The sequence below is a fragment of the Aeromonas sp. FDAARGOS 1411 genome, from assembly GCF_019047125.1.
GTDB classification, from domain to species: Bacteria; Pseudomonadota; Gammaproteobacteria; order Enterobacterales; family Aeromonadaceae; genus Aeromonas; species Aeromonas veronii.
The window spans coordinates 1,642,313-1,665,217 of sequence record NZ_CP077214.1 but is presented as its reverse complement, the minus strand read 5'-3'; the positions used below and the strand labels follow the sequence as shown (position 1 = coordinate 1,665,217).

At 60.7% G+C, this 22,905-nt stretch carries 19 protein-coding genes and 7 tRNA genes; 19 read left to right on the top strand and 7 right to left on the bottom strand.

What is annotated here, in order from left to right; translation table 11 throughout:
- Window positions 1-50: 50 nt before the first annotated feature.
- The 4 genes from I6L41_RS07410 to I6L41_RS07395 all read left to right on the top strand — a co-directional run bounded on the left by I6L41_RS07410 (window position 51) and on the right by I6L41_RS07395 (window position 4,965).
- The gene (locus tag I6L41_RS07410) at window positions 51-1,718 is read left to right on the top strand and encodes a methyl-accepting chemotaxis protein (RefSeq protein ID WP_069529311.1); all 1,668 of its coding nucleotides are present in this window, start codon (window positions 51-53) and stop codon (window positions 1,716-1,718) included.
- 132 nt (window positions 1,719-1,850) lie between these two features.
- Window positions 1,851-3,062, top strand: coding sequence for an ROK family protein (locus I6L41_RS07405; protein WP_069529348.1), 1,212 nt, complete (start codon window positions 1,851-1,853; stop codon window positions 3,060-3,062).
- Window positions 3,063-3,235: 173 nt separating this feature from the next.
- Window positions 3,236-3,991 carry a tRNA-uridine aminocarboxypropyltransferase gene (locus I6L41_RS07400; RefSeq protein WP_216963043.1) on the top strand — a complete coding sequence of 252 codons (756 nt, stop codon included), beginning with the start codon at window positions 3,236-3,238 and terminating at the stop codon, window positions 3,989-3,991.
- A gap of 197 nt (window positions 3,992-4,188) precedes the next feature.
- On the top strand, window positions 4,189-4,965 hold the full coding sequence (locus tag I6L41_RS07395; protein ID WP_005333472.1) for a TSUP family transporter: 777 nt from the start codon (window positions 4,189-4,191) through the stop codon (window positions 4,963-4,965).
- Window positions 4,966-5,041: 76 nt separating this feature from the next.
- On the opposite strand, the gene I6L41_RS07390 is transcribed toward I6L41_RS07395, so the two are convergent.
- Together I6L41_RS07390 and I6L41_RS07385 are read right to left on the bottom strand one after the other, a co-directional pair.
- Window positions 5,042-5,908 (bottom strand): LysR family transcriptional regulator, encoded by an 867-nt coding sequence (locus I6L41_RS07390; RefSeq protein WP_216963040.1) that lies wholly within the window; start codon window positions 5,906-5,908, stop codon window positions 5,042-5,044.
- 69 nt (window positions 5,909-5,977) lie between these two features.
- Window positions 5,978-6,895: a DMT family transporter gene (locus I6L41_RS07385; RefSeq protein WP_216963036.1), complete on the bottom strand. Its 918-nt coding sequence runs from the start codon at window positions 6,893-6,895 to the stop codon at window positions 5,978-5,980.
- Between the two features lie 168 nt (window positions 6,896-7,063).
- On the opposite strand from I6L41_RS07385, the gene I6L41_RS07380 reads away from it, so the two are divergent.
- The 3 genes from I6L41_RS07380 (at window position 7,064) to I6L41_RS07370 (ending at window position 10,760) form a co-directional block, all read left to right on the top strand.
- Window positions 7,064-7,942 carry a helix-turn-helix domain-containing protein gene (locus tag I6L41_RS07380; protein WP_005352438.1) on the top strand — a complete coding sequence of 293 codons (879 nt, stop codon included), beginning with the start codon at window positions 7,064-7,066 and terminating at the stop codon, window positions 7,940-7,942.
- A 262-nt stretch (window positions 7,943-8,204) separates the two neighbouring features.
- Window positions 8,205-9,842 carry an ATP-dependent endonuclease gene (locus tag I6L41_RS07375; protein WP_216963033.1) on the top strand — a complete coding sequence of 546 codons (1,638 nt, stop codon included), beginning with the start codon at window positions 8,205-8,207 and terminating at the stop codon, window positions 9,840-9,842.
- Window positions 9,843-10,040: 198 nt separating this feature from the next.
- Window positions 10,041-10,760 carry a hypothetical protein gene (locus tag I6L41_RS07370; RefSeq protein WP_216963031.1) on the top strand — a complete coding sequence of 240 codons (720 nt, stop codon included), beginning with the start codon at window positions 10,041-10,043 and terminating at the stop codon, window positions 10,758-10,760.
- Window positions 10,761-10,854: 94 nt separating this feature from the next.
- Here I6L41_RS07370 and glgX read toward each other — a convergent pair whose 3' ends face one another.
- Window positions 10,855-12,918 (bottom strand): glycogen debranching protein GlgX, encoded by a 2,064-nt coding sequence (gene glgX / locus I6L41_RS07365; protein WP_058058466.1) that lies wholly within the window; start codon window positions 12,916-12,918, stop codon window positions 10,855-10,857.
- 196 nt (window positions 12,919-13,114) lie between these two features.
- On the opposite strand from glgX, the gene I6L41_RS07360 reads away from it, so the two are divergent.
- The 7 genes from I6L41_RS07360 (at window position 13,115) to I6L41_RS07330 (ending at window position 14,185) form a co-directional block, all read left to right on the top strand.
- Window positions 13,115-13,191 (top strand) — tRNA-Met (locus tag I6L41_RS07360).
- A gap of 94 nt (window positions 13,192-13,285) precedes the next feature.
- Window positions 13,286-13,362 (top strand) — tRNA-Met (locus I6L41_RS07355).
- Window positions 13,363-13,449: 87 nt separating this feature from the next.
- Window positions 13,450-13,526: transfer RNA gene (locus I6L41_RS07350), tRNA-Met, on the top strand.
- Between the two features lie 87 nt (window positions 13,527-13,613).
- Window positions 13,614-13,690, top strand: a tRNA-Met gene (locus tag I6L41_RS07345).
- Between the two features lie 88 nt (window positions 13,691-13,778).
- Window positions 13,779-13,855: transfer RNA gene (locus tag I6L41_RS07340), tRNA-Met, on the top strand.
- An 88-nt stretch (window positions 13,856-13,943) separates the two neighbouring features.
- Window positions 13,944-14,020 (top strand) — tRNA-Met (locus I6L41_RS07335).
- Window positions 14,021-14,108: 88 nt separating this feature from the next.
- Window positions 14,109-14,185, top strand: a tRNA-Met gene (locus tag I6L41_RS07330).
- Window positions 14,186-14,244: 59 nt separating this feature from the next.
- Here I6L41_RS07330 and I6L41_RS20830 read toward each other — a convergent pair.
- Complete coding sequence (locus I6L41_RS20830) at window positions 14,245-14,373, bottom strand: hypothetical protein (RefSeq protein WP_302054528.1); 129 nt, start codon at window positions 14,371-14,373, stop codon at window positions 14,245-14,247.
- Here I6L41_RS20830 and I6L41_RS07325 point away from each other — a divergent pair.
- Both I6L41_RS07325 and yjjG read left to right on the top strand, forming a co-directional pair.
- Complete coding sequence (locus tag I6L41_RS07325; RefSeq protein WP_216963029.1) at window positions 14,357-15,847, top strand: leucyl aminopeptidase family protein; 1,491 nt, start codon at window positions 14,357-14,359, stop codon at window positions 15,845-15,847. The genes I6L41_RS20830 and I6L41_RS07325 overlap by 17 nt on opposite strands.
- A gap of 51 nt (window positions 15,848-15,898) precedes the next feature.
- A complete protein-coding gene (gene yjjG, locus I6L41_RS07320; RefSeq protein WP_216963877.1) occupies window positions 15,899-16,552 on the top strand; it encodes a pyrimidine 5'-nucleotidase in 654 nt (217 codons plus the stop codon).
- 117 nt (window positions 16,553-16,669) lie between these two features.
- On the opposite strand, the gene I6L41_RS07315 is transcribed toward yjjG, so the two are convergent.
- The 3 genes from I6L41_RS07315 to dusC all read right to left on the bottom strand — a co-directional run bounded on the left by I6L41_RS07315 (window position 16,670) and on the right by dusC (window position 18,961).
- Window positions 16,670-17,389 carry an ABC transporter substrate-binding protein gene (locus tag I6L41_RS07315; protein WP_216963027.1) on the bottom strand — a complete coding sequence of 240 codons (720 nt, stop codon included), beginning with the start codon at window positions 17,387-17,389 and terminating at the stop codon, window positions 16,670-16,672.
- 161 nt (window positions 17,390-17,550) lie between these two features.
- Window positions 17,551-17,919 carry an RNA polymerase-binding protein DksA gene (locus tag I6L41_RS07310; protein ID WP_019445807.1) on the bottom strand — a complete coding sequence of 123 codons (369 nt, stop codon included), beginning with the start codon at window positions 17,917-17,919 and terminating at the stop codon, window positions 17,551-17,553.
- A gap of 97 nt (window positions 17,920-18,016) precedes the next feature.
- Entirely contained in the window at window positions 18,017-18,961 is a 945-nt protein-coding gene (gene dusC / locus I6L41_RS07305) for a tRNA dihydrouridine(16) synthase DusC (RefSeq protein ID WP_106843568.1), read from the bottom strand.
- A 123-nt stretch (window positions 18,962-19,084) separates the two neighbouring features.
- On the opposite strand from dusC, the gene I6L41_RS07300 reads away from it, so the two are divergent.
- The 3 genes from I6L41_RS07300 to dnaX all read left to right on the top strand — a co-directional run bounded on the left by I6L41_RS07300 (window position 19,085) and on the right by dnaX (window position 22,873).
- The gene (locus tag I6L41_RS07300) at window positions 19,085-19,462 is read left to right on the top strand and encodes a YbaN family protein (RefSeq protein ID WP_005352406.1); all 378 of its coding nucleotides are present in this window, start codon (window positions 19,085-19,087) and stop codon (window positions 19,460-19,462) included.
- Window positions 19,463-19,596: 134 nt separating this feature from the next.
- On the top strand, window positions 19,597-20,142 hold the full coding sequence (apt, locus tag I6L41_RS07295; RefSeq protein ID WP_005352403.1) for an adenine phosphoribosyltransferase: 546 nt from the start codon (window positions 19,597-19,599) through the stop codon (window positions 20,140-20,142).
- Between the two features lie 172 nt (window positions 20,143-20,314).
- Window positions 20,315-22,873, top strand: coding sequence for a DNA polymerase III subunit gamma/tau (gene dnaX / locus I6L41_RS07290; RefSeq protein WP_216963025.1), 2,559 nt, complete (start codon window positions 20,315-20,317; stop codon window positions 22,871-22,873).
- The last annotated feature ends 32 nt before the right edge of the window (window positions 22,874-22,905 follow it).

Here is a 22,905-nt window from a genome sequence, read left to right as displayed (position 1 = left end):
TGATGAGTAAGCAAGGAATTCCAATAAAAACAGCTGCAAGGATGTGAAAGATGACGCTAAAGCAGAAAATCCTGTTACTGGGTGCAGTACCCGTGCTGCTGATGGCCCTGGTGGTCAATCTCAGTAACTACATGGTCTCCAAGCGCGATCTGGAGTCTGATCTGGTGGTGGCGAGGGAAAATGCCATCAAAGAGCGTAAAGCGCTGCTCAGCAGTTACATCATGATGGCCAAAACCGCCGTCGATGCCGTGTATTCTCTGCCGGATTCTCCGGAAAATCGTCAAAAGGTCAAAGAGTTGCTCAGACCGCTGCGTTACAGCAGTGATGGCTACTTCTTTGTCTATGACTTCGAGGGCAACACCATACTGTTGCCGGTGCGTACCGAGCTGGAGGGGAAAAACCGCTGGAACGACAAGGATGCCAAGGGCAAGTTGCTGATCCAGGAGATCCTCAAGTCGGCCCGTCAGGGGGATGGATTTACCGAATACTGGACGGCCAAGCCCTCCATCGGTCGCGATGCACCTAAACTGGCCTTTACTCTGGTGCTGGACAAATACCAGTGGGCCATTGGCACCGGTTTTTATATCGATGATATCGACAACGAACTTGCAGCCTTGCGGGCAGAGCGCGAGAGCAACATGCATGCCTCGTTGCAGAGCAGTGTGCTGGTGATCCTGCTGATCCTCGGTATCACCCTGGCGGCGACCGTTATTGTGGGCAACCGGGTCACCAAGCCGCTGGCGGATGCGGTACTGGCATTGAACGATATCGCCAACGGCGACGGGGATCTGACCCAGCGCCTCAAGGTGCAGAGCCAGGATGAGATTGGCCAGCTGGCCAGCGCTTTCAACCGCTTTGTCGAGCGGATCCAGTCGGTGGTAAGTCAGGTGGGCGAGACCAGCAACCACCTCTTTAGCGCGGTCGACAAGTTGCACCATCTGAGCGAGCACTATGACCATCAGATGCAGGGTCACAGTCGCGAGACCGATCAGGTGGTCACAGCGGTGACCGAAATGAGCTCCACCGCGCAGGAGGTGGCGGCCAGTGCCTCCAATGCCGCGACGGCAACCAGCGATGCGGCCCGTGAATCGGACGCCGCCCGGGGTGTGGTGAGCGGGGCCATCAACAGTATCAACCGGCTGGTGGGGGAGGTGCATACTGCCTCCGGCGTTATCGAACAATTGGCGCAAGAGACCGCCAAGATCGGCTCGGTGGTGGAGGTCATTCGCGGCATTGCCGAACAGACCAACCTGCTGGCGCTGAACGCTGCCATCGAGGCGGCCCGTGCCGGTGAGCAGGGACGCGGCTTTGCGGTGGTGGCGGACGAGGTGCGTTCGCTGGCCGGTCGTACCCAACAAAGCACCAAGGAGATCAACGAGATGCTGCAACGTCTGCAGGGCGGGGTGAAGCAGGCGGTGGAGGTGATGCAGGCGAGCGAGGATCGCAGCCAGGAGACGGTGCAGGAGGCGAGCCATATCGCCAGCTCCCTCGACAGCATGGTGATGGCGGTCAGTACCATCAACGACATGAACATCCAGATCGCCACCGCCGCCGAGGAGCAACACGCGGTATCGGAGGAGATCAACAAGAACCTGGTGGCCATTCAGCAGATTGTCAGCGAGCTGACCAGCGCGGCGGTGGAATCCAACAGCACCACCCGCGATCTGGCCAATACCGGTGACAAATTGCGCAAACTGGTCTCGCAATTCCGTTATTGATCTTGCAATGGTCCGTGACGGCAACCACAAGATGCGGCCTGACCCCCGGTTCAGGCCGCACTTTATTTGGGGATTGACCAATAATGTGTGAAAATTGCCAGCCTCTTTTTTTCAGCCTTTGCCCCATACCCTATGAATGAGATCGTGAAAGGTAGTATCGATTTGATCCGGCAGCTCAACTACGGCCTGGTCTATGCCAGCCTGGAAGAGCACAAGGAGCTGTCGCGCACCGATCTCTCCCGCCTGACCGGTCTCTCGCCAGCCAGTATCACCAAGATCACCCGGGAACTGCTCGATGGGGGGCTGGTGGTTACCTGTGGTGAAAGTTCGGTGGGGCGCGGCCGTCGTCAGACCTTGCTGCGCATTAACGAGCGCCGCTTCCAGTTTCTCTCCATGCGTCTTGGCCGTGGTTACGTGGATATGGCGCTGTTTGACTTCTCCGGTCGCTCGCTGGCTCGCCAGCGCCACCTCTTTACCGAGGAGGAGCGCGCCGATCTGCTGGGCAGTCTGGTGCATGCCATCAAGGTGTTTTTGCCGAGAAAGTCCCTCAGTCTGGCCTGTATAGCCCTCTGTCTGCCAGGTCAGGTAGAGCGCCACTCCGGCATGGTCAAGCACTTCCCCTTTTACGATCTGCGCAACTGGCCCCTTGGCCCGACTCTGCAACAGGCGTTCTCGGTACCTGTGCTGGTGAGCGGAGACGTGCGCACCTGGATCCAGGCCGAGCGAGAGTGGGGGGCTGCCAAGAATTGCGCCGATGCGGTGCTGGTGTTTGTCCACAACGACATCGGGGTTGGCATGGTGGTCAATGGCCAGCTCATCGAGAGCGAGAATGCGCTGCTCGGCGATCTCAGCCACCTGCAGCTCGAGCCCTATGGCCAGCGCTGCTACTGCGGCGGTTTTGGCTGCGCCTGCACCCTGGTGACCAATCAGGCGCTGGAGGCGCAATACCGGGATCTGCGCGAGCGGATGCAGGAGCACGACTTGCCCGAGATCGTCACCATCCGCGAGCTGTGCGAGCTGGCGCTGGCGGGCAACGGCCTCTGTCAGGATATTCTCCATCAAGCGGCGGGTCGTCTCTCCAAGGTGCTCTCCAATCTCATCTGCCTGCTCAATCCGGGCAAGCTGCTGCTCGGGGGCGAGATCACCCGTGCCGATCGGCTGCTGTTCCCCATGCTGCACCAGTCGCTGGCCAGCCAGTTGCCCGCCGAATATCTGGTGCGGCTGCAGATTGAATCCACCCACTTCTACGAAGATCCCACCAAGCCCACCTCGGTGCAGGTGCACAAGGCACTGCGCGATGGCAGTCTGTTGCTGGAGCTGCTGCGCAGCTGTCAGGAGTCGTAAGGCAAGAGGAGTGGGCACTGCATCTGGCGAAAGGGGCAGGGATTGCTGTTCCGCCAGCGCGTAACTGGGTACAATCTTGCGCTTTTCCGGCAGCCCCCTGTTATCGCGCCCTATGGCGCCGTGACATGTTGGCACAGCTGCCGTTCCTGTTTTGACTCCAGTTGTGAACCTAGATGAAGCCTGTTCCTGATCACGCCGTCAACCGCCTGCGGGCCTGGCGCAAGAGTATCTCTACCCGACCGTTTCTTGCCCGTGGCGGCACCCTGGCCCGCTGTCCGGCCTGTCAGCTGCGCGAGGATTGGTGTGCCTGCGAGTGGCGCCCCGAGCTCAAAGCGGAGGCCGGTTTCTGCCTGCTGATGTATGACAGCGAGCCGATGAAGCCCTCCAACACCGGTCGCCTGATCGCCGATGTGTTGCCGGATACCACCTGGGCGTTTCTCTGGTCGCGCACCCAGCCCCATCCCGAGCTGCTGACCCTGCTGGCCGATCCCGCGTGGCAGCCCTATGTGGTCTTTCCCGCTTGCGAGAAGGAGCCTGCCCGCCTGACCGGCGAGGTGGCGCTGGCACCGGGTAAAAAACCGCTCTTTATCCTGCTCGATGGCACCTGGCCGGAGGCGCGCAAGATGTTCAACAAGAGCCCCTATCTGGACGGTTTTCCGGTGCTCGCCATCAAACCCGATACGCTCTCCACCTATGGTATGCGGGTGGCCAACAGCGAGGAGCACCTCTGCACCGCCGAAGTGGCGGCCTGCGTGCTGGAAGTAGCTGGGGAGCTCAAGGCGGGGCAGGCACTGCAGCACTGGTTCAATCTGTTCAGCAGCCGCTACATGGCCGGGCGGGTCAGCCGTTTCCCCGGTGCCGATGAGGAGCATCTCTGTGAGGCGCTGGCGGCCATCAAGGAAGCGAACGTCGCTTCAACGGCTTGCTAACGGGCACTCTGAGGGTTGGGCCAGGGACGTGGCCGCTCAAATTAATGAAAATCAGGAATCAATTGGCTGCCATTGTTTCGTTAGATTCATGGTCAGTGGCCCGTTAGGATAGCGGACAGCCTGTGCAGCCCCCGCACAACGTCGTTTTGGTTATCTCCGGTTGCCCTTCGGGCAACCCACTCTCGTGAGGTCTATGGATGGAATTGGAACTGGTTACCCTTTTTGCCCTGTTCGGTGTAGCGCTTGTCGCCGGCTTTATCGATGCCATCGCCGGTGGGGGCGGTCTGCTGACGGTGCCGGCCCTGCTGGCCACCGGCATGCCGCCCGCGTTGGTGCTCGGCACCAACAAGCTGCAGAGCAGTTTTGGCTCCTTCTCCGCCACTTGGTTCTATGCCCGCAAGGGGCTGCTGGAGTGGGCGATGATCTGGCCTGCGGTGATCTGCACCTTTATCGGTGCGGCCATCGGCACGCTGGCGGTACAGACCATAGACGCCGCCATTCTCGAGCGCCTGCTCCCTTTCCTGCTTATGGCCTTTGCCTGCTACTTCTACTTCTCGCCGCGGGTAAGCGATGCCGAGAGCTCCCGCCGTCTGACTCCCATGCTGTTTGCGCTGCTGGTGGGGGGCGGTGTCGGCTTTTATGACGGTTTTTTCGGGCCGGGTACTGGTTCGTTTTTTGCCATCGGTTTCGTGGCGCTGGCGGGCTTTGGCATGGCTCGCGCCACCGCCCATACCAAGCTGCTCAACTTCACCTCGAATATCGCCTCCCTGCTGTTCTTTGCTCTCGGCGGCAAGGTGGTGTGGAGTGTCGGTTTTTGCATGGCGCTGGGGCAGTTTATCGGCGCCCGCTTTGGCTCCAAGATGGTGCTGAAAAAAGGGGTGAAGCTGATCAAACCACTGTTGGTGACAGTCTCCTTGCTGATGTCTGCCAAGCTGGTGTGGAGCCAGTATCCGGAGCTGTTTGCCTGGATCTGATGTGCGCCTTGCTTGCCGCATCGCAATTGTTAACGGGGCCCTCGGGCCCCGTTGTCATATCTGGTGTTTTACAGCGCTAGCGCGGTATGTCGCTGCAGTGGCGAAAGTGTTGGTGCAGGGCGCTCACCAGCCTGGCGATCCGCTCTCGCTTTAGGCTGTTTGGCCGGTAGACCAGATGAAGGGGGCGGCCCAGTCCGGGAAGTGGGCGCGCCATCTCCCCCTGTTCTCCCACCAGCCCCAGCAGGCCAGCGGGGAGCAGCACAGGGCCAATACCTGCCTTGGCGAGTTCGATGAGCGCCAGATAGGAGTCGAGCTCCATGGCGGGCTCCAGCCCCAAATCTGCCAGCGGTTCGCGCAGGTAGCGGTTGGAGGGGTTCTCCAGATCCATGGTGAGGATTTTGCGCCTGCTTTCTACGCTGGCTGGCGGCAGGCTCTGCTGCGCCTCGCCCACCAGATAGAAGGGCTCCTCAAGCAGCAGATCGGCGCCGAGGCCATGGCCGGGCGGGAGCCGACCGGCGCAGATGCCGAGCAGGGCATCACCGCTGCGCACCCGCGCCAGAATGACCGGGGTGTGGTGGGTGGAGAGGGCAAGGTGGGGATCGCGCTCCAGAAAGTCGCGCATAAAATGGGCGAGATAACCCGCCAGCAGGGTTTCAGAGCAGGCGATGGGGAGGGGGCTCTGATCCGCCAGATCCTGACTATCGGCCAGCACCCCCTTCATCTCTGCCAGACTCGGGGCCACTCTCTCCAGCAGCTCCTGCGCCTGCGGGGTGAGCCGGATCTGGCGCCCCTCCGGCTCGATCAGCTTCTTGCCAAGGCGCTGCTCCAGTTGGGCAATCCGCTTGCTTACCGCCGACTGGCTGATATAGAGGTGGCTGGCCACCTTGGCCATGGTCCCTTCGCTCGCCAGCAGGCCCAGCGTCTCCAGCCCTTCCAGTAACATCTCGCCCCCTTGTTTATCGCCATCAGGATCGTCACAGATTGATCAGCGCTACCTTAGGGGCTGACTGGCTCAGGAGCAAGGGGCGTTTGCTGCCTTGGCCGGTCGAATGCGCCACTCGCTCAAGGGCGGCGCGAAGATCACCAGATTGCCGATGAGGCTGATCACCACTCCGGCCACCGAGACCGGCTGCCAGACAAAGCCTTCATAGAAGGTGGAGAGGGTAAGCGCCACCAACGGAAAGAGCACGGTGGCGTAGGAAGCCTTGCTGGCACCGATGCGCCCCACCAGCGTCAGGTAGGCGGTAAAAGCGATCACCGAGCCAAACAGGGCGAGGTAGACCATGGCCGCCAGATAGTGGCCATCGGTCGGCACCACCAGTTGCTGCCCGAGCAATGTGACCCAGCCCAGCAACAGCACCACGCCGTAAACCATGCCCCAGGGCACCAGTTGCAGTACGTGGTAGCCGTGGCGCTGGCCCCGGGCCGAGACCAGATTGCCCAGCGAAAAGCAGAGGGTGCCGCCGCAGGCGAGCAGCAGCCCCTTCCAGCCGTTTGCACCCAGTTGCGCATCTGCCAGCACCGGCCAGAACAGTAACAGGGTGCCAAAGAGCCCCAGCAAGGAGCCTTGCAGCCAGCGCAGGGTGGGGCGCTTGTTCTCGAACAGCCAGAGGTTCATGCCGTTGAAGATGCTGGCACTGGCGAAGATCACCGCCGACATGCCGCTCGGGATATAGCGTGTGGCGTGGTAAAAGCAGAGAAAGTTGGTGGAAAAGAGCAGGGCACCGAGCAGCGCCGCATAGCGCTGGCCATGCCACGGCAGGCGCGTAAAGCGGCCGCTGGCGGTGAGCAGGGCAAACAGTGCCACCGCTGCCAGCAGGAAGCGGTAGAGCACCGACACCTCGATGGGGATGGGGCCAAGTTGCCAGGCGATGGCAATCCAGGTGCTGCCCCAGATAAGCACGGTGGCAAGATAGAGCATCAGATTCATCACATTTCCGGTGAGTCAGGGAGAGATGACCCACTATGGGGCGAGCCCTGATGGCTGGATTGCACCATCTTGCGGTTTTTCATCGCCTTGCGCTGTCATCTGCGGGCGCGGTCGGTAAGATGGATGGCAGCGGCATAACACGTACACCGGAACAGGCGGCAGGGGCGAATGAAAACAGCAGGGGTATTTGATGCACTGGTCAGCACCGGCGCCCGGCTGGAGGACGCCTGCTGGCTCGAACCCGGGCTTGGCGTCGCCAGTTGGCGCAACTGCTATGACCAGACCCGCTATCACAAGCCGGGCCACCACACCTTGAGCGTTTATCTGCAAGGGGGCGAGCAGACCGAGCGACTCGATGGGCCGGGTGGCCACGGCGGTACCGGCAAGGTGTGTATCATGCCGGATCACCACAGATCCGAGTGGCTGGTGCGCGAAGAGTTTCGCTTCTTTCATCTCTACTTCACCCCGGCTCACCTCACCCGTATCGCCGAGGAGGTGTGTGACAAGGAGGGGCGCCACCTGCAACTGGTGGACAAGACCTTTATCGACGATCCGCAGGCGGCTTCGCTGGTGCAGCGCCAGTTGATGCAGCTTCAGTGGCAGCACGGGGTCGATCGGCTGGCACTCTCCCACGGCGCCTGGATGTTGATCCTCCACGCCTACCGCCACCACACCGAGGAGGCTCCCGGTTTGCCGCCTCTGCGCGGCGGGCTGGCGCCCGTGGTGATCAAGCGGGTGCAGGAGTATCTGCAGGCCCATCTGGCCGATTCGGTCACGCTGGCAGAGCTGGCGCAGCAGGCGGGGCTGAGCGAGTACCACTTCGCCCGCATGTTCGGCCAGAGTCTCGGCTGCCCGCCCCACCGTTATCTGCTTGGGCTGCGGCTCAAACGGGCCAAGCAGCTGTTGGCTGGCCCCGAGCCGCTGGCCAGCATCGCCAGTCAGTGTGGCTTTTCTTCCCAGGCCCATTTCGGTAATCGTTTTCGCGAGGCGTTTGGTTTGACGCCGGGGCAGTGGCGGGCGCAATTGTCATCTTCTCGTCACAGATAACCCTGAGACTTTGGACAAAAGAGGTGTACTCTCTACCACTTATCCATTGAAAGGAATGCCCATTGAATTATCGCAAACGTCAAATCCGTACCCGTCATCTCTGGTTCAGCCACTGGAATGCCCCGCAAGATCGCACCGCTGTTGTTACCCCTCCCGAACCTGCAGTGCCTCACAGTTCACGTTGAAAAAGCCCCGCCTGCGATAGGATTTTTCCGGTAACTTTGCCACTATTGCCCCATCACAATGATGTGGACATGGCTGGATGTTTCTGGAACGTATTGAAGTCAAAGGTTTTCGCGGTATAAATCGCCTGTCGCTCGGGCTGGATCAGACCACAGTGCTGATCGGCGAGAATACCTGGGGTAAATCGAGCCTGTTGCGCGCCCTCTGGTGTCTGCTGGGGCAGGATGCCGAGCCCTATCAGTTCACCGCCGAGGATTTTCACCAACCGGAAGATCCCGAATTGGCCCCGGCGCGCCACTTGCAACTGGTGCTCACCTTCAGTGAGCACAGACCCCAGATGTGTCAGCACTCCCGTCGCCTGGCCCGTCTTTGCCCCTCCTGGGTGCTGCACAAGGACAAATTCCACCGCATTCACTATCGCGCCAGCGCCGAGCTGCAGGCGGATGGCTCTGTGCTCACCATTCACGACTTTCTCGACGGGGTAGGCAAGAGCCTGCCCATCGCCAACACCCACGAGCTGGTCTGCCTGCTCATCACCATGAACCCGGTGTTCCGGCTGCGGGACGCCCGTACCGCTCGCAACGGGGTGGAGACATTGCAGTGGGGAGATCTCTCCGAGCATCGCCTGAGCGAGCTGGCAGACAAGCTGATCGACGAACCCCAGCGGATCGGCGAGCCGGAGCTCAAAGAGGCGCTGCAGGCGGTGCGCCAGCTGATGGATCACTACTTCAACGCCCTGGCCCCCATCAAGAACAAGCCGCGCAGTCAGCGCGACATCATCAATCGCCCCATGACATTGCGCAATCCGGGCAACCTGCACACCCTGCTGCGCCACGCCGATAACCGCGCCCTGCAGCTGGCGATGGCGGGGATGGCGGCGACCCTGCTGCAGGCGCGTGGCAACCGCGAGCTGGAGGAGGGGGCTCGCCCCATCATGATCCTGGAGGACCCGGAGAGCCGGCTGCACCCAACCATGCTGGCGCTGGCGTGGGGGCTGCTGGAACAACTGCCGGGTCAGAAGCTGCTCACCACCAACTCGGGGGACTTGCTCTCTTCCCTGCCGCTCAATCAGGTGCGGCGGCTGGTGCGCCGTCAGCAGGATATCCTCTGTCACCAGCTGGGGGGCGAGCGCTACAGCAGCGACGATCTGCGCAAGATCGCCTTCCATGTGCGGATCAACCGCCCCATGTCGCTGTTTGCCCGTTGCTGGCTGCTGGTGGAGGGGGAGACCGAGATCTGGCTGCTCTCCGAGCTGGCCCAGATCTGCGGTTACAGTCTGCGGGCCGAAGGGGTGCGGATCATCGAGTTTGCCCAGTGCGGCCAGTCGCCGCTCATCAAGGTGGCACGGGATTTTGGCATCGAGTGGCACCTGCTGACCGATGGCGACGAGGCGGGGCTCAAGTATGCCACCTCGGCCCGGGGCCAGCTCAAGGGAGAGCGGGAACGGGACCGACTGACCCAGCTCCCTGCCGCAGACATTGAGCACTACCTCTATCACAACGGTTTTGAAGCTGTGTTTCGCCGCGAGGCCGGGGTGGGCGGGCGCGCCATGTGGAGTGCCAGTCACATCATCAACAAGGCTATCCATCACCGCAGCAAGCCGGGAATGGCGCTGGCGGTGGTGGAAGAGGCGGAGCGGCTCGGCGCCGAACATATTCCGCCGGTGATCCGCCAGATGTTTGCCCGGGTGGTGGCGCTGGCCCGCGGTCAGGGCTAAAGCCAGCGCTGCATCTCGTCACTATGGATATGGCTGCCTGCAGGGCGCCCCTCAAGGTGGGCTCTGCTGGCAGCAAATTGCCCCGGATTGTTTGCCCACGATTGTTTGTCGCGATTGGGGATAGCCGCCGGTTTGGGTATACTCGCCCCTCTCTGGCGCCCCGGTGGCGCACCTCGAATCTTTACTGCTGGAGGCATCGTGTTCGTCCAACTCCCTTTTTGGCTCTTTCCCCTCACCGGATTGATGGCGCTTGGCGCCCTGATCGCCCTCGGTATCGTGCTGTGGCGCGGTGATATCTGCCCTGGCCAACGCTCGCGCATCAGTCAGCAGCTCTTCTCCATCTGGGTCATTACCGCCCTCTCCCTGATGCTGGCGGTCGAGGCCAAGGCGGCCAGCTGGCTCATCTGGAGTGGTGGGGCCGCACTGGTGCTCGGGGTTGGCTTGTCGTTGGCCCAGTCACGGCTGGAGGGCAAGCGTTCAGTCCCCTCGACACTGCTCTGGCTACCGGCGTTGCCGCTCGCTCTCTATGGCATCGGGCTGCTGCAACTGCAGGGCTGGGTGAGCGGTCTACTGCAGATGGCGATGCTGGGGGCGGCCTTTGCCCACCTGATGCTGCTGCGGGCCCGTCATCGTCTCAAGGCATTCAACACCCTGTTGCCACTGGCCGGTCTGGTGGGGGCGATGGCCAGCCTTGTCTGGCTGGCAGTGCTGGTGGGCTGGCAAGGGAGTGAGGTCAATCTCGATGCCCTGATCCCGGCGGTGGTGACCCAGGCAGCGTTGCTGGTGGCCTCTCTGCTGCTCTGGTTCAGCCCGCTCTACTTACAGCGTGATACCGCGCCTGTGGTGGTCTCCACCTCCCTGTGTGGCCTGCTGATCGCCCAGATTGCCGCTACCAGCGTGTTGCACCAGCTGATCTGACACTGGCGCTGAAAAGAGAAAGCCCCGAGCCAACACTCGGGGCTTTTCCATATCTGGCTTGCAGGTATCGCTGCTATCAATTCACAGCAATCGATCAATAGAAATCGTCGGCCCCGCAGATAAAGAGGCAACTGCTGCGCGGCTGGGCCAGATATTCGCGGGTCAATCCCTCCAGCGGCATGCCGAAGGTGCAGATATCTTGCGGCGAGGGGAGGGCGGTATCGAGGATCCGCCGCCAGTAGCCGCCGACCCCCTTTGGCGGGCTCGGCAGGTTGAAGGTGAGGGGCTCCCAGTAGGCGTTGAACAGCACATAGAGCGCCAGCTTGGTTTCGCTCGACAGCGCCGACATGGCGATGGCGTGGGAGTGGGGGCTGAAATCCGGTTGCCCGGCGTTGACCCCGTGCCAGCAGATCTCGCTGTGGCGCAGGATCTCGGTGAGCGACAGCGGCATGCTCTCCTGCTCCGGGCGCTGGAACAGGTGTTTGCGGTATTGGATCAGCTCCTTCATAAAGCGGAACATCTCCTGACTGCGGGCATTGGGCAGCCAGTTCATCCAGCAGGTGGCATTGTCCTGACAGTAGCCGTTGTTGTTACCCCGCTGGGTGCGCAGCAGCTCATCCCCCATCAGCAGCATGGGGGAGCCCACCGAGAGCAGGGTCGCCACCATCATGTTTTTGGCCTGGCGCATCCGCAGGGCGTTGATCTGGGGATCTTCCGTTACCCCTTCATGGCCGTGGTTCCAGCTGAAGTTGTGATCGCAGCCGTCACGGTTCTCCTCCCCGTTGGCCTCGTTGTGCTTGCTGTTGTAACTGGCCCAGTCCCACAGGGTAAAACCGTCGTGACAGGTGACGAAGTTGATACTCTTCTCGGGATCGGCGTGGTGATAGTGGTAGATGTCGGGACTGCCGCAGAGCCGCTCGACAAAGGCGGTGACGCTGTTGTCATCCCCGCGCAGGAAGCGGCGCACATCATCCCGGAACTGGCCGTTCCACTCACGCCAGCGGGCGCCGGCCAGTGACCCCACCTGATAGAGTCCCCCCGCGTCCCAGGCTTCGGCAATCAGCTTGATGTCGGCGATGTTGGGGTCGGTATCTATGGTGCGTAGAGTGGGGGCATTGGCCTGCGGCTGACCCGATTCATCCCGCGACAGAATGGCAGCCAGATCAAACCGAAAGCCATCGACGTGCATCTCCTGACGCCAGAAGTGGAGGCTGTCCATGATCATCCGCAGCACCACCGGATGAGCGCCGTTGAAGGTGTTGCCGCAGCCCGAATAGTTGGTGTCCTTCTGGTTGTTGTCGAGGATGTAGTAGGCCTCGTTGTCGATGCCGCGAAACGAGAAGGTGGGGCCATCATCTCCTCCTTCGGCGGTGTGGTTGTAAACCACGTCCAGGATCACCTCGATATTGGCCTTGTGCAGCGCCTTGACCATGTCGCGAAATTCGGTCAGCGGATCATCGCCGCAGGCGTATTGGGCGTGGGGGGCGAAAAAGGACATGGGGCTGTAACCCCAGTAGTTGGAGAGTCCTTTGGGCGCATCCTGAGGATCGAACTGGAATACCGGCAGCAGCTCGACGGCGGTGACGCCGAGAGATTGCAGATAGGGGATCTTCTCAATCAGCCCGAGATAGGTGCCACGTAGCGCCGGATCGACCCCGGAGCTCGGGGACTTGGTAAAGCCCCCCAGATGCAGTTCGTAGATCACCGAGCGGGAGAGGGAGTGAGCGGGCAGTTTGTCTCCTTCCCAGTCGTAGTGGCGAGTATCGACCACCTTGTTCTTGGCGCAACAAGCCAGATTGCTGCCTGGACGGGCCGCCGCCCATCGATCGTAATTGGCGCCAAGCTCGATGCTGCGGCCGTAAGGGTCGAGCAACACCTTCTCGGCATCGAAGCGGGTGCCGCCATATGGGCGCCACGGGCCCTGAATGCGATAGGCGTAACGTTGCCCGACCGAGATCCCCTCCACATGGATATGCCAGTAGTAGGCGGTGCGGTTTAGGCGCGGGGAGAGGGGGATCACCTCGGGGGTCGCATCGTCTGCGCTTGCGAAGAGCAGCAGTTCGACCCGGCTGGCGAGGCGTGCCCAGATCGCGAAGTTGACGCCGTTACTGTCGGGTGTGGCCCCCAACTGACGGCAGTGACCGGCGGAGATGCGCATATTCTACCTACCCAAAATGAGGAGTGTTCACCTTATTGAGTGTAGTGCCGGATGCCTGGCAAGGACTCGATTGCCTGAAAAAACAGCATGATGCTGCTAATGACCGCACTATTTGTCCGATTAATCTACGAATAAACTTTTTTTGAGATATTTACTTGCAATCTGTGCGCTGGCGCCTATTATTGGCGACCTCAGACGCGGGGTGGAGCAGCCCGGTAGCTCGTCGGGCTCATAACCCGAAGGTCGTCAGTTCAAATCTGGCCCCCGCAACCATCTGAGATCCTGACCAGTCAAGCCGGTGTAACCGGTTGGTGGGAAAGGAGAAATCGAACTGGCTACTGATCGGCCACTTCGAGAAAAATTCGGACGCGGGGTGGAGCAGCTCGGTAGCTCGTCGGGCTCATAACCCGAAGGTCGTCGGTTCAAATCCGGCCCCCGCAACCAACTCTTTCGTCAGCTTGTGATTGTGTAAACAGTCGAAAGCAGACAAACGCCACCAAGCTACTGCTCGGCTTGGGGTGACAATTCGGACGCGGGGTGGAGCAGCTCGGTAGCTCGTCGGGCTCATAACCCGAAGGTCGTCGGTTCAAATCCGGCCCCCGCAACCAACTTTTCGTCAGCTTGCGATTGTGTAAACAGTCGAAGGCAGACAAACGCCATCAAGCTACTGCTCGGCTTGAGGGTGACAATTCGGACGCGGGGTGGAGCAGCTCGGTAGCTCGTCGGGCTCATAACCCGAAGGTCGTCGGTTCAAATCCGGCCCCCGCAACCAACTTTTTCGTCAGCTTGCGATTGTATAAATAGTCGAAAGCAGACAAACGCCACCAAGCTACTGCTCGGCTTGAGGGTGACAATTCGGACGCGGGGTGGAGCAGCTCGGTAGCTCGTCGGGCTCATAACCCGAAGGTCGTCGGTTCAAATCCGGCCCCCGCAACCAACTTTTTCGTCAGCTTGCGATTGTATAAATAGTCGAAAGCAGACAAACGCCATCAAGCTACTGCTCGGCTTGACGGTGACAATTCGGACGCGGGGTGGAGCAGCTCGGTAGCTCGTCGGGCTCATAACCCGAAGGTCGTCGGTTCAAATCCGGCCCCCGCAACCAACTTTTTCGTCAGCTTGCGATTGTGCAAACAGTCGAAGGCAGACAAAGGCCACCAAGCTACTGCTCGGCTTGAGGGTGACAATTCGGACGCGGGGTGGAGCAGCTCGGTAGCTCGTCGGGCTCATAACCCGAAGGTCGTCGGTTCAAATCCGGCCCCCGCAACCAACTTTCTGTACGTTCCCTTCCTGCATTGCCAATCATTAAACAATCCTTCTTGATGCTCGTCACCATCTGGTGATTGCTGCTATTTCTGACGCTTTTTCAAGACCAAAACTGGTCGTATCAACCATTTGTTGGGTATCATCAGGTATCTCTTCATGGATGAGGCGCGCGCCTGTGATCACTCCCTTCACCTATCTTCCTCCTGCTATTGAAAGCCGGGATGCCACGCTGGCCGAAGCCCTTGCCCAAGGGCTGCCGTTGCAACTGCTGCTGATCGCCGAAGAGCAGAAGGAGTCCTTGCTTTCGCTCCCCGCTCTTGCGGGTCTCCAGACCCAGCTTGCGCTGGGGAAAAAAGCGCCCTTTACCCTGATGCATGGCAATACCCTGTTGCAGGTGATGTTTGTGGCCGGCAGTGTGACGCGGGATCACCGCCTCTATAAACAGATCAGAGGCTGGATTGCTCCTCTTTCTGGGCTCAATGTGGAGCGCCTCGGGCTGCATCTGGAAGGTTTTTCCCCCTCCGAGCGAGTGATGCTGGCCGAAGTGATGTTGTCGGCCCTGCTTGCCGCCAATATTTCGTTGCCCACCAGCAAGCGCCGCAGTGAAAGCAGCTGGAGCTATCAGCAGATCAAGGTTTCACCCGCGGTGGTGCTGGACTTGGCGCGCCTCTACAGCGAAGCGGGGGGCAACGGGCTGGCTCGCCATCTGGCGGTGTTGCCTGCCTCCGAGCTGACGGCCGCCAGCTATCGTGAGTTTGTCAGCAAGCTGGCGCAAGATGAGGGGTGGCAGTGCCATCACTATGATCAGGCGCAGCTGGCCGAGTTGGGGGCGGGGGCGTTTTTGGCCGTTGCTCGTGGTTCGGAAGACAATCAGGGGGCCATGGTCAAGCTCAGCTACTATCCACCCAAGCCAGTGCGCCGCATTGCGTTGGTGGGCAAGGGGATCTGCCACGACTCTGGCGGTTACAACCTCAAGGTCTCTGGCAGCATGTATGGCATGCATCTGGACATGGGGGGCAGTGCAGTGGCGCTTGGTACCCTCTACGCTATCAGCCGAGCCCAGTTGCCCTACGAGGTACACTGCTGGCTGGCCATTGCCGAGAACCATATCGGCCCTCACGCCTATCGCCCCGGCGAGGTGGTGACCGCCATCAATGGCACCTCCATCGAGGTGGTCGATACCGATGCCGAAGGGCGGATGGTATTGGCCGACACCTTGGCGATGGCGGTGCAGGATACCCCTGATCTGCTGCTCGATTACGCGACCCTGACCGGGGCCTGCAAACGGGCGCTGGGTGGCCGCTACAGCGGGGTCTTTACCAATCGCAGCGAATGGATGGCATCACTGGTCAATCTGGGTCAGCGCAGCGGTGAGCGGATCTGGCCCTTCCCGCTTGATGACGATTACGACGACAATATCGAGAGCGAGTGGGCCGATCTGTTGCAGTGTGCGCCGGGCAGTTCGCCGGATCACATTGATGCGGCCCGTTTCCTCGCCCACTTCGTGCCCGAGCAGACCCCCTGGCTGCACTTCGACCTGAGCGGTTTTCGCAACAAAGGGGGCAATGGGGTGGTCTCCAGCGAAGTGACCGGCTTCGGCGTGCGTCTCACGCTGGATCTGCTGGCCAGTCCGCTTGGCAGAGTTGGTCGCCAAGCCTCTGAATAATCTGAATGATAACAAGGAGTTATGTGAAAAAAACCAAGTTATGACTGGGTGCTGTTCGATTTGGATGAAACCCTGCTCGATTTTCCGGTCGCCTCTGCGCTGACTCACACCTTGCAGATCTATGGCGTACAGGCTGATGACGCCAGCATGGCGCAGTACCACGTCCTCAACCACGGGCTCTGGCAGCAGTACAACGACGGCGAGATCGATGCAACGGCGTTGCAGCAGACCCGCTTCTCCCTCTTTGCCCAGCAGGTTGCCGCCGATCCCATGGCGATGAACAACACCTTTCTGGAGCAAATCATTGCCCTTAGCATGCCTCTCGAAGGGGTGGTCGAGACCCTGCAGCAGCTGCGCAGCAAGGTGCGGATGGGGATCATTACCAATGGTTTCAGCGTGCCTCAGCGGGGGCGGCTCGGCAAACTGGGCTGGAGCGAGTGGTTCGAGCCGCTGGTGATCTCCGACGAAATTCGGGTGACCAAGCCGGCGCCAGCTATTTTCCAGCACACTCTTTCCTTGATGGGACAGCCAGATCCGGCCCGGGTGCTGATGGTGGGGGATAATCCGAAAACCGATATTGCCGGGGCGGCGGCGCAGGGGCTGGCAACCTGCTGGTACAACCCGGCGCGGCAAGCGGGCGAGTGCGATGCCACACACGAAATCCACCACTTCGCCCACCTTGCCGACATTGTGCTGGGACGCTGATAGCCAGGCTTAACCCATCACGTTATCGATGACCAAAGCGTCCTGGCAAGTTGCAACCAGGGTTGTTTGAGAACGGATTGGGTTTGCTTGAGACAGTAAGGGGAGCAGATGCTCCCCTTACTTATGAGTGTTTTCCTGTGAATGCAGGGATCTGAACTGGTAGCGATCGAGGATCTGCTGATAGTCGGGGCTCTGTTTCAATTGATCGATAGCATGATTGATCCGCTGCAGTTGCGCTTCTGTGGTGCTCTCTTTGCTAAGCATCAGGTGAACTGGTGTCTGTTCGATATGCAGCAGAATATACAGCTTGTCCTGCACGCCATCCTTACCCTGCCACTCCTGCAGTCCGTGGGGATCCAGAATAAACCCTTGGATCCGTCCCCCTTGCAACATCTTCAGCAGCTGATCCAGCCGCAGGCGCATCTGCAGACGGGGCTGCAGCTCGGGCCTTGCCATCAACTGGCGGAAGGTATTGCCATAATCAAAGCCCTTGAGCACCCCGATATGGAAGTCGGGGGTGTTGATCAACTGCTCCAGGGTGTTGATCCCGCGCCAGCGATCGGCATCTTGCCGACGGATGACGATGGCCGTCTCCTCTTCCCGATAGGGGTGGCTGAAGCGGGCATATTGCTGCCGCTCGGCGGTGATATTGGCTGACATGGCCAGTTGAACCGTGCCGAATTTCAGCTCGTGCAGCACGCGAGCCCAGGGCATTTCACTGAATTTGGCCTGATAACCGGCCCGCAGGAAGATGGCGTTGAGCAGCTCCACATCAAGTCCACGGAGCTGTTGTTGTTCATTGCGATAACTGAAGGGCTGCCAGTCGACCCAGCCCACGACCAATGACTCTTGTGCCGTAGCCTGGCAACACAAACACCATAACAACAAGAGTCTGTACACAACGCATACCCTCGAACAGGCTGATACGGTTGAGTATTGGACAGGAACGACGGAGTAACCAGTGCTGAGGGGTGAGTGGATGCACAGAGGTGCATCCCTCACAGTTCGTGGGCGTGGAATCCCTTGCGATAGCGGGCTTCGCAGCGCGGGCAGCGTTGCAGAGTCGGATCCTGTTCCAGCTGTTCGATGGAAAGCGGCTCTTCACAATCGGAGCAGAGGCCATAGAGGCCGAGATCCATCTGGCAGAGTGCCGCGTCGATCCGCTTGAGGCGGGCCACGCTCTGCTCTACCTTCGGCAGATCCAGCCGGCTGGTCAGTTCCACCAGTTGATCCTGCTCGCAGTGACCGACCTGTTCGGCCCACTCGTCACGGCGGCAGGCTTTGAGCTGACCGATCAGCGTTTCTCGTACTTGGGCCCAGTCTGACAGCAGGCGATTACGCCAGACAGTCAACTGTGCTTGCGTCATTTCACACACATTATCCCCCACAGGACAGACGACAGATTCGGGGCAGTATAGGGATCCGATAACTCTATCAAGATGATATGCGTCAAGTTAAACGTGGTTAGCCGTGGCTTTTGGCTGCTTGCAGCAGGGCATCGCGGATGGGAGCCGTCTCTTTGAGCACCCGGATCTCCTGAAACAGCAGGTCCGCTTCGGGATATTCCCGCTTGAGATAGCTGAACCACTGTTTGATGCGGCTGGGGTAGTAGTCGGCTTTTTCGCTGGCCAGATCCTGCTCGGTATAGCTCACCATCAACTGCAGCACCTCGGCCCAGCTCATGTGCGGGCAGCCGGTTTTCATCACGTTGGCCAGATTGGGCAGGGAGATGGCGCCGCGCCCGACCATCAGGGCATCGCAACCCGAGACCCTGGCGCAGGCGAGGGCATCTTTGTGATCCCAAATTTCGCCGTTGGCGGTGACGGGGATGGGCAGGGCGCGGCGAATGGCGTCCACATACTCCCAGTGGGCGGGGGCCTTGTACCCTTCGCGCTTGGTGCGGGCATGAACGGCCAGCTCGTTGGCGCCCCCCTGGAAGACCGCCTGAGCGTTCTCCAGATAGAGATCCTTGTCATCGTAACCGAGGCGAATTTTGGCGCTCACCGGCAGATGGGCGGGCACTGCGTCACGTACCGCCTTGACGATGCGGTAGATGGTCTCGGGCTCTTTGAGCAGCACCGCACCGCCCTTGCTCTTGTTGACCGTAGGGGCGGGACAGCCGAAGTTGAGATCGACTCCGGGGGAGCCCAGCTCGATGGCGCGCAGGGCGTTCTCGGCCAGCCACTCGGGGTGTTGCCCCAGCAGTTGTACCCGCACCGGGGTGCCTGCGCGGGTTTTGCCATCTTGCAGCAGTTCAGGGCAGAGGCGGTAGAACACCTTGGCGGGTAGCAGCTGATCGACGACCCGGATAAACTCGCTCACGCAGAGATCGTAATCATTGACGGAGGTGAGTACCTCCCGCATCAGGTGATCCAGTACCCCCTGCATGGGGGCCAAAATAACGCGCATAACGGCTTTCCGACGAGAGTGGCAAGAAAAAAGAGCGCAGATTGTAGTGGGGTTGCGGCCCGCTGTCAGCACCCGCTCAAACTCTGTTAGGCTAGAGGGAGATAAATCACGCAAGGAGAAGGAATGAAGCGTTGGTGTCTGATGGCGCTCGGGTGGCTGGCATTTGCCACCGGTATTGTGGGCATTGTGCTGCCGCTATTGCCGACTACCCCCTTCATGTTGCTGGCTGCCGCCCTGTTTGCCCGCTCATCGCCCCGTTTTCATCGCTGGTTGCTGACCCATCCCTGGTTTGGCCCGCCCATCGTGGATTGGCAACAGTATCGCGGCATTCGTCGTCAGGCCAGACGGCGCGCCATTATCTTCATTTTGCTCACCTTTTCGGTGTCGCTGGCGGTGGTGCCACTGCTGTGGGTCAAGGGGCTGCTGGTTGTCATAATGGTGATCCTGCTCACCTGGTTAATGCGCCTGCCGGTGCTGGAGCCAGTTGCAATGGTGAAGTGAAGTCCCTAAGCTATTGCAGCAATAATGCTATGGAGTCGGCCTGTCATTTTTGCGTGACAGGCTTTTTTATTTCCCGCAGAAGGGAATTGAGAAAAAATGGCCACCCCTGGGTCAAAAAAATAAGCGGTCAACACATGAATCCGGAAACCCTGAAATTTATCGAAGCAAGCATCAAGACCATTCCCGACTATCCGAAGCCGGGCATTCTGTTTCGTGACATCACCAGCCTGATCGAGAACGCCGAGGCCTTCAAGGCCACCATCGATCTGCTGGCCAATCATTATCGTGATCAAGGGATCACCAAGATTGTTGGCACCGAAGCTCGCGGCTTCATCTTTGGCGCGCCGGTTGCCTATGCCATGGGGCTGGGCTTCGTACCGGTCCGCAAGCCGGGCAAGCTGCCGCGCGAAGTGATCGAGGAGTCCTATGCCCTCGAATACGGCACCGACACCCTGCAACTGCACACCGATGCCATCGTGCCCGGTGACAAAGTGCTGGTCGTGGACGATCTGCTGGCGACCGGCGGTACCGTCGATGCGACCGTCAAGCTGATCCGCCGTGCCGGTGGTGAAGTTGCCGATGCGGCCTTTATCATCTCCCTGCCGTCTCTGGGTGGCGATGCTCGCCTGACTGCCGCTGGCATCAAGGTGGTCTCACTGGTCGAGCTGGCCGGCGAGTAATGCCTCTTCGGCCCGATCCTCTGCATCGGGCCTGCATTGAACCGGTGCCCGTGCGGGCATCGGTTTGAAAATCAAGCGATCCCTCCCGCTCTGACCGATAGCCGATACAGCCAGCCCGCCATTTGTGTTAGCATCCGGCCTCAATGCCCTGTCTTCCCTGCATGATGGATTTATGAGCTATCAGGTTCTGGCGCGTAAATGGCGCCCCCATACGTTTGAACAAGTGGTAGGCCAGCAACATGTGCTGACCGCCTTGACCAACGCCCTGGATCAGGGACGGCTGCATCACGCCTATCTGCTGAGCGGTACCCGCGGGGTCGGCAAGACCACCATCGCCCGTATTCTGGCCAAGAGCCTCAACTGCGAGCAGGGGATCAGCAGCCACCCGTGCGGTGTCTGCGATACCTGCCGCGAGATCGATCAGGGCAACTTTGTCGACTTGCTGGAGATTGACGCGGCGTCGCGAACCAAGGTGGAAGATACCCGCGAGCTGCTCGACAACGTGCAGTACCGTCCGGCCCGCGGCCGCTTCAAGGTCTACCTTATCGATGAAGTGCACATGTTGTCGCGTCACAGCTTCAACGCGCTGCTGAAAACCCTCGAAGAGCCCCCCCCCTATGTGAAGTTTCTGCTGGCCACCACGGATCCGCAGAAGCTGCCCATTACCATTCTCTCGCGCTGCCTGCAGTTTCATCTGAAGAGTCTGGATCAGACCCAGATTGCCAAGCAGCTCGAATGGGTGCTGGATCAGGAGGGGCAGCCCTTCGAGCCCCGCGCCCTGCTGGCTTTGGCCAAAGCCGCTGACGGCAGTATGCGCGATGCCCTGAGCTTGACCGATCAGGCGCTGGCCCACGGTAACGGCAGCGTGCGCCTCGACAGCGTGCTGGCGATGCTGGGCACGCTCGATCACCGCCATCTGCACCAGCTGCTGGAAGCCATTTTGCGGCAAGATGCCCCCGCGACCATGGCCAAGATCACCGAGATCGCCACCCTGGGCCCCGATTTTGATCAGCTCCACGCCGAGCTGGAAGGCTTGCTCCATCGCATCGCCATGGCGCAGCTGCTGCCTGCCAGTGTGCAGGAGCAGGGGGCGGATGCCGATTCCCTGCTGCAACTGGCCAAGGCGATGAGCCCGGAAGAGGTGCAGCTCTGCTACCAGATCGTGCTGGGTGGTCGTAAAGATCTTCCCTGGGCTCCCGATGGCCGCACCGCGCTGGAGATGACCTGCCTGCGGATGCTCGCCTTCTCCCCAAGGCGTGATGCCCTGCATCCGGCCAGCCTCACTGCGTTGCCCCCGTCAATGACGAGCAGTGCGGCGAGCAGTGCCACTCCGGTAGCCTCCTTGCCGGGAAAGCGCCCGGCCGCTGAATCGGCCGCACTGGCACCGATCAGCGGCGCCGTGCCCGCGGTTGATGTCTCCCTGCCTTCGATGACGGATGACATCGGCAACCCCGCCGACAGCGAGGAGGAGGCGCAAGCCGCCGAGCTGTTCAGCCAGCAGGATGAGCTGCTGCGCGAGGCTGCGGGCATGGGGTATCAACCCGAGCCCGCGTTGCCACATGCGCAGCCCGATGTGCCAGCGCACTCAGCCGAACAATCTGCTGATGCTGATGCTGATGATCGAGCGCCTGCCGCAGCCGATATGGACTATTCCCGTGGCGAGCCGCTGACCGCCCCCTTCGAGCCCGCGCTCGAACCGACAACCGCGCCGGTTAGCGCACCTGAAGCCGTGTCTGCGGTATCGAGCATGCAAAGCCTGCTTGGTAAGCGAAACATGTTGCGCAGCCGCCAGCGTGGTCAGGATGCCCCGGCGGCGCCCGCGCCGCGCGCGGTGCCGGTTGCGCCAGCTCGTCCTGTCGCGCCCGCCGCCGCACCGACCGTAGCGCAACAGCCAGCTCCGGTCAGCCAACCGGCCGGGCAGGGGATGCCGGCGATGGGTCACTATGATGATCTGCCGCCAGTGGATCTCTATAACGACGGTTACGAGCCGCAGGGTGACAACGGGGAATACGAAGAGTACCTCAATCAGGGCTTTGCCGAGCAGACTCCGGTGATGAGCCACGCCCCCGTCACGGCTCCGGCCCAGCCAACCGATCTGCCCCCCTGGGATCTCGACGTACAGCCGAGCTATCGACCCGGTGAGCGCAGTGCTGGGGTGCCTGCGGTGACGCCCACCCCAGCGACCCAGCCGCCCGTTGCCATCACGGCAGTGGCTGCTGCCCCTGTGATACAGAGCGAGCCCGCTCAGCCGGTGATGGAGACCATCGACTGGGATGAGCTCGAGAGCGACAGCGAGCCGCAAGAGGGAGAGGCGACTCGCCTTATCCCCTCCTCGCTGCTCAATGGTTGCGGCGACCCTTGGGCCGAGTTGATCGCTCACACTCAGGTGGGAGGGCGGCTGCGCCAGTTGGCCATCAACTCGGTGATGACGCGGGAAGGGGACAAGGTACTGCTAACCCTCAAGCCTGAACAGCGCCATCTGGTGAGCGACAAGGCGCGCGCCGATCTGGCCGAGATCATTGGGCCAGCGCTGGGTCAACCGGTGCAGGTCGAGGTGACGCTTGGTGTGGTGCCTGACCAGGAGACCCCCCTCGAGATCGAACACCGCCTCTATCTCGGGGTGCGCGAGCAGGTGACCCGGGATCTGGAGCAGGATCCCAACGTACAGTTTTTAGTTCAGCGGTTTGGTGCCGTGCTTCATCACGAGAGCATCGAGCCCCTCAACCGCTAAATTCCGTGGCCGGGAGCTTGCTTCCGGTTGAA

Coding starts and splice junctions, on each gene's coding strand:
- I6L41_RS07410 (WP_069529311.1), top strand. CDS start 51: ATGACGCTAAAGCAGAAAATCCTGTTACTGGGTGCAGTACCCGTGCTG.
- I6L41_RS07405 (WP_069529348.1), top strand. CDS start 1,851: ATGAATGAGATCGTGAAAGGTAGTATCGATTTGATCCGGCAGCTCAAC.
- I6L41_RS07400 (WP_216963043.1), top strand. CDS start 3,236: ATGAAGCCTGTTCCTGATCACGCCGTCAACCGCCTGCGGGCCTGGCGC.
- I6L41_RS07395 (WP_005333472.1), top strand. CDS start 4,189: ATGGAATTGGAACTGGTTACCCTTTTTGCCCTGTTCGGTGTAGCGCTT.
- I6L41_RS07390 (WP_216963040.1), bottom strand. CDS start 5,908: ATGTTACTGGAAGGGCTGGAGACGCTGGGCCTGCTGGCGAGCGAAGGG.
- I6L41_RS07385 (WP_216963036.1), bottom strand. CDS start 6,895: ATGAATCTGATGCTCTATCTTGCCACCGTGCTTATCTGGGGCAGCACC.
- I6L41_RS07380 (WP_005352438.1), top strand. CDS start 7,064: ATGAAAACAGCAGGGGTATTTGATGCACTGGTCAGCACCGGCGCCCGG.
- I6L41_RS07375 (WP_216963033.1), top strand. CDS start 8,205: ATGTTTCTGGAACGTATTGAAGTCAAAGGTTTTCGCGGTATAAATCGC.
- glgX (WP_058058466.1), bottom strand. CDS start 12,918: ATGCGCATCTCCGCCGGTCACTGCCGTCAGTTGGGGGCCACACCCGAC.
- I6L41_RS07310 (WP_019445807.1), bottom strand. CDS start 17,919: ATGACGCAAGCACAGTTGACTGTCTGGCGTAATCGCCTGCTGTCAGAC.
- dusC (WP_106843568.1), bottom strand. CDS start 18,961: ATGCGCGTTATTTTGGCCCCCATGCAGGGGGTACTGGATCACCTGATG.
- I6L41_RS07300 (WP_005352406.1), top strand. CDS start 19,085: ATGAAGCGTTGGTGTCTGATGGCGCTCGGGTGGCTGGCATTTGCCACC.
- apt (WP_005352403.1), top strand. CDS start 19,597: ATGAATCCGGAAACCCTGAAATTTATCGAAGCAAGCATCAAGACCATT.
- dnaX (WP_216963025.1), top strand. CDS start 20,315: ATGAGCTATCAGGTTCTGGCGCGTAAATGGCGCCCCCATACGTTTGAA.